Source organism: Actinomyces sp. ICM47 (assembly GCF_000278725.1).
Lineage (GTDB): Bacteria > Actinomycetota > Actinomycetes > Actinomycetales > Actinomycetaceae > Pauljensenia.
This window is the reverse complement of sequence record NZ_ALCA01000076.1, coordinates 1-5,062: the sequence shown is the minus strand read 5'-3', so window position 1 is coordinate 5,062 and position 5,062 is coordinate 1. Positions and strand designations below refer to the sequence as shown.

Annotated in this window: 3 protein-coding genes, 1 tRNA gene and 1 pseudogene; 3 read left to right on the top strand and 2 right to left on the bottom strand. The window is 63.4% G+C overall.

What is annotated here, in order from left to right:
* Together HMPREF1136_RS04605 and aceE are read right to left on the bottom strand one after the other, a co-directional pair.
* Nucleotides 1–354, bottom strand: a 354-nt coding sequence (locus HMPREF1136_RS04605; protein WP_156791844.1) for a hypothetical protein, incomplete at its 3' end; no start/stop codon positions are given.
* Between the two features lie 410 nt (nucleotides 355–764).
* Nucleotides 765–3,512 carry a pyruvate dehydrogenase (acetyl-transferring), homodimeric type gene (gene aceE, locus HMPREF1136_RS04600; protein ID WP_009648167.1) on the bottom strand — a complete coding sequence of 916 codons (2,748 nt, stop codon included), beginning with the start codon at nucleotides 3,510–3,512 and terminating at the stop codon, nucleotides 765–767.
* Nucleotides 3,513–3,836: 324 nt separating this feature from the next.
* Here aceE and HMPREF1136_RS04595 point away from each other — a divergent pair, with 324 nt between their 5' ends.
* The 3 genes and pseudogenes from HMPREF1136_RS04595 to HMPREF1136_RS04585 form a co-directional block, all read left to right on the top strand.
* On the top strand, nucleotides 3,837–4,238 hold the full coding sequence (locus tag HMPREF1136_RS04595; RefSeq protein WP_034504927.1) for a DUF3052 domain-containing protein: 402 nt from the start codon (nucleotides 3,837–3,839) through the stop codon (nucleotides 4,236–4,238).
* 103 nt (nucleotides 4,239–4,341) lie between these two features.
* Nucleotides 4,342–4,415 (top strand) — tRNA-Val (locus HMPREF1136_RS04590).
* Nucleotides 4,416–4,582: 167 nt separating this feature from the next.
* Nucleotides 4,583–5,062, top strand: a pseudogene (locus tag HMPREF1136_RS04585) (ISL3 family transposase); the annotation flags it as partial.

Sequence of the window (5,062 nt, the reverse complement as noted above, 5' to 3'; positions counted from 1 at the left end):
GTGGGAGATCTGTGTCAGTGCGGTGATTGTGCGCTCGAGTGCTGTGTGCTTGAAATCCGGTGACGCTGGTGCGAGCGTCAGGTACTCCTGCGCGACGCTACCCAGGAGTGTGTCGAGGTATTGGAGTTCGCTGGGGGTGTAGTTCTGGCGTGCTGAGGCTGATTGTACGAGAACGTAGTACCGGAATACCTCGGGCTTGAGTATTGCTTCACGTAGGGCGTTCTCGTCGTCGGCAAGGAGCGTGATGGTTTGCTTCACTGATTCCTCGAGATGATCGATGAAGCTATCGATGTGGGACCTGTCGTAGCCCGACTCAACGAGCTGTCCCTCGATTGCGTCCAGTTCAGCGCTCATCGAGTTTGTCAGGTGGTGACACGTCTGTGCATCGCAAGTACTAGGTATTTCAGCCGAAAGGCTGCGGGCCTGTTGGTAGAGGTCGTGCCCACCCTCAATTGAGTCGGCAGTGAAGCCAAATCCCGGTACTGTAACAATCGATGTCACGATGTTGGTCGTGATATTTAAAGCTGCCATCGCTGTGTTCATGCGCACAGTGTACTTGTTACAACAGGCGGGAATGACAACCGGAGAAAACTTGTTGCAGGTGGGGCGAACGTGACGATGGGCGGTCTGGTTTCGTGGTGCGGATTGAGTAAATCAACGATGTGAGGGAGAGCTGACGAGGCCGGGGAACCCGCGTGGGGAACCCCGGCCTCGTTCTCATGATCGCTGGGCACCGCGAGGGAAGAACGCGGGCCTAGCGACGCTCACTCTTCGCCAGCGTGGTCGTTGCCCTGGATCGCGCAGTTGAAGAGCTCGTACTTGTCGATCGCCTGCTGGACGACCGACGGGTCAACCTGGCCCTTGTCGGCGAGGGCGGCCAGCGTGCGCACGACCATCGACTCGGCATCGATGTGGTACCAGCGGCGAGCGGCGCGGCGGGTGTCGGAGAAGCCGAAGCCATCCGCACCGAGCACGTGGTAGTCGCCCGGGACCCACTGGCGGATCTGGTCGGGCAGCATGCGGTCGAAGTCGGAGGAGGCCACGAACGGACCCTCGCGACCCGCGAGCTTGGCCGACACGTAGGGGGTGCGGCGCGGCTCGGTCGGGTGCAGGTAGTTGTGCTCCTCAGCATCCAGGCCGTCGCGGCGCAGCTCGTTCCACGAGGTCACGGACCACACGGCGGCATCCACGCCCCAGTCGCGAGCCAGGAGCTCGCGTGCCTCGCGTGCCCACGGTACGCCGACGCCGGAGGCGAGCAGCTGAGCCTTGGGGCCGCCGAAGTTCTGGTGCTCATCGAGGTTGTAGATGCCCTTGACGATGCCCTCGACGTCCACGTTCTCCGGCTCAGCCGGCTGGTGGATCGGCTCGTTATACACGGTGATGTAGTACATGACGTTCGGGTCGCGGTCGCCCGCGTTACCGTACATGCGCTGCAGGCCGTCCGCCATGATGTGGCGGATCTCGTAGGCGTAGGCCGGGTCGTAGGACACGAACGCGTGGTTGGTCGCGGCCAAAACCTGAGAGTGGCCGTCCATGTGCTGCAGGCCCTCGCCCGCGAGCGTCGTGCGGCCGGCCGTCGCGCCTATGACGAAGCCCTTGGTGAGCTGGTCGCCGGCGGCCCAGAACTGGTCGCCCGTGCGCTGGAAGCCAAACATCGAGTAGAAGATGTAGATCGGCACCATCGGCAGGTCGTGCGTGGCATACGCCGTGCCGACGACCTGGAAGGCGGCAGCGGAGCCGGCCTCGGTGATACCCGTGTGCAGGATGCGGCCCTGCTCAGACTCACGGTAGGACAGCATCATGTCCGCGTCGACGGGCGTGTAGGACTGGCCGGTCGTGTTGAAGATCTTCGCCGAGGGGAAGATCGCGTCCAGACCGAAGGTGCGGGCCTCGTCGGGGATGATCGGCACGAAGTACTTGCCGACCTGCTTGTCCTTCATGAGGTCCTTGATCAGACGCACGAGTGCCATGGTCGTGGCGACCTCGAGCTTGCCGGAACCCTTGGACAACGCTTCGAAGGGGCGGGCGGGCAGCTCGGGGAGCTTGGGCTGGCGGTCGGCGCGGCGCTCGGGCACCCAGCCGCCGAGGATCTCGCGGCGCTCCTTCATGTACTGCAGGGCCGGGTGATCGGCGGGCGGCATGTAGTACGGAGGCATGTAGGGATCGCGTTCGAGTTCTTCGTCCGTGATCGGGATCTGCAGGCGGTCGCGCAGCTGCTTGGCGTCCTCGAGCGTCAGCTTCTTCATCTGGTGCGTCGAGTTACGTCCCGCGAAGTGCGTGCCCAGCGCGTAGCCCTTAATGGTGTGGGCGAGGACGACGGTTGGCTGGCCGGTGTGCTCCATGGCTGCCTTGTAGGCCGCGTAGACCTTGCGGTAGTCGTGGCCGCCGCGCTTGAGTTCCCAGAGCTGGTCGTCTGTCCAGTTCTTGACCATTTCCTTGGTGCGCGGGTCACGGCCGAAGAAGTGTTCGCGCACGTAGGCGCCGTCGTTCGCGCGGAAGGTCTGGTAGTCGCCGTCCAGGGTCTCGTTCATGACGTGGACGAGGGCGTCGTCCTTGTCGGCGGCGAGCAGCTGGTCCCAGCCGCGGCCCCAGATGACCTTGATGACGTTCCAGCCGGCACCCTTGAAGAAGGCTTCCAGCTCCTGGATGATCTTGCCGTTGCCGCGAACCGGGCCGTCGAGACGCTGCAGGTTGCAGTTGATGACGAAGGTCAGGTTGTCCAGGCGCTGCTGGGCCGCCAGCTGGAGCATGCCGCGGGACTCGGGTTCGTCCATTTCACCGTCGCCGATGAAGGCCCAGGTGTGCTGCTGGGACGTGTCTTTGATCCCGTTCATGTGCAGGTAGCGGTCGAACCACGCCTGGTAGATGGCTTCGGCGGGACCCAGGCCGAGTGAGACCGTGGGGAACTCCCAGAAGTGGTCGAGCTGGCGCGGGTGCGGGTAGGAGGGCAGGCCATGCTTGGTTGAAACCTGCTGGCGGAATCCGTCCATCTCCTCTTCGGAGAGACGGCCTTCCAGGAAGGCGCGCGCGTAGGGACCGGGGGAGGCGTGGCCCTGGAAGAAGACGTGGTCGCCGCCGCCGGGGTGGTCCTTGCCGCGGAAGAAGTGGTTGAGGCCGACCTCGTAGAGGGTGGCGACGGAGGCGTAGGAGGAGATGTGTCCGCCGACTTTGACGCCGGGGCGCTGGGCGCGCGTCACCTGGACGGCGGCGTTCCAGCGGATCCAGCGGCGGTATTCGCGCTCCATGGCTTCGTCGCCGGGGAAGTACGGTTCCTGGTCAACGGGGATGGTGTTGACGTAGGGGGTCGTGTATTCCTGGGGGAGCTGAACGCCGTTTCGGCGCGCTTCGTCCAGCATGTGCAGCAGGATGTAGCGCGCGCGTGGGCCGCCCTTTTCGTTGATGAGCCCGGATAGGGACTCGACCCATTCGGCGGTCTCCTGGGGGTCGTTGTCGGGGACCTGGGGGATCAGCCCGTTGACGACGACGGGGCGTGACTCGTGGAGTTGGCTCACGGTGTACCTTCTCGCTTGACTCGGAGCTGCGACGTGCAGCGTTCGTGGGCGGTGTCTTCGATCGACACCGCACATATCGGGACCATTGTCCCACTAATGGTGTGGCTTTTCTAGCGTTTGATGACCCGCGTGTGTATGAGGTGCCTTTCACCGATGTTGGGCGCTGGCGCTATGCGTAAACCTGCTGGTCAGAGTGGTGTTGTCCATCATGGGTGTTTCGCCTGGTGTTATCCCTTGCATTCGACCCGGTTTCATGCCCTAGGATGAAGGAGTGAACGTTGATATGACACAGAGCAGCAGCTCGTCGAGAGGCGGTGCTGCGTGATGGCAGTGAGCCTGGGTTTTGCGTCCGATGCGATCGTGCAGGAGTTCTACGTCGATGATGACGTCGATCAGAAGGTGCGCGAGTCGATTGAACAGGAGACCGGTCATCCGCTGGTTGACGTCGATTATGGCGATGTCGTAGACGGCGCGATCGTGTGGTGGCGCTCGGATGATGCTGAGGAGGAGGACCTGGCCGACGTCCTGGTGGACGCCATGTCGAACCTGGATGACGGCGGCCTGATTTGGGTTCTGATTCCTAAGCCGGGGCGTCCTAATTCGGTGCGCGTGGGCGACGTTGAGGAGGCCGCAAAGATCGCGGGCCTGCACGCGACGACGTCGACGGCGCTGGGCGAGGAGTGGGCGGGCGTGCGCGTGACCGCGCGTCCTCGTTCGCGTCGCTAGGTTTATCGACGAGGCCTGGGCGGGGGAGCGTTCTTGGGTGTTCCTTTCGCTCGGGTCAGAAAGTGACCGTTCGCGCTCGATCTGGTAGATTGGCGCGTGCGTGGGGCCTTTAGCTCAGTTGGTTAGAGCGTCTGGTTTACACCCAGAAGGTCATCGGTTCGAGCCCGGTAGGGCCCACAAAACGGTTGGGGCCGGAAGCGAAAGCTTCCGGCCCTGCGCGTATCCGGCTCTTCATAATTGAGGGTGTAGGTGTTGTTGGCGGGGTTGGGCGTGTCGTGGCCTGGTAGGGGTCGAGGTCTTCCGATGATGGAGATTCCGACACTGTCCATCTGAAAGACCTCGACATGTCTAATACTACCTTTGATCGCCCTGACCTGAGCGCGTTCACGCGCCTGGATGACCTGGGTCTGGAAGTGACCGGCCAGCGCATTGAGCCAGACCATGCAGTGTTGGCTTGCCGCATTGTTGGTGAGGATCGGTGGTGTCGCTGCTGCGGGTGCCAGGGCGAGGCGCGTGACACGGTAGTCAGGCGCTTGGCGCACGAGCCTTACGGGTGGCGTCCCACGATTTTGCATGTGAGCGTGCGCCGCTACCGGTGCCAGGAGTGCGCTCACGTGTGGCGTCAGGATATGAGCCAAGCGGTCGATCCGCGCGCCAAGCTCTCACGGGCGGCGGTGCGCTGGGCACTCACTGGGCTGGTCGTCCACCATTTGACGGTGGCGCGTATCGCCCAGGCCCTGGGCGTGTCCTGGAAGAGCCGCTAACACTGCTGTCCTGGCCGAAGGGGCGCGCCTGCTGATCAATGATCCAGCACGGTTCGAGGG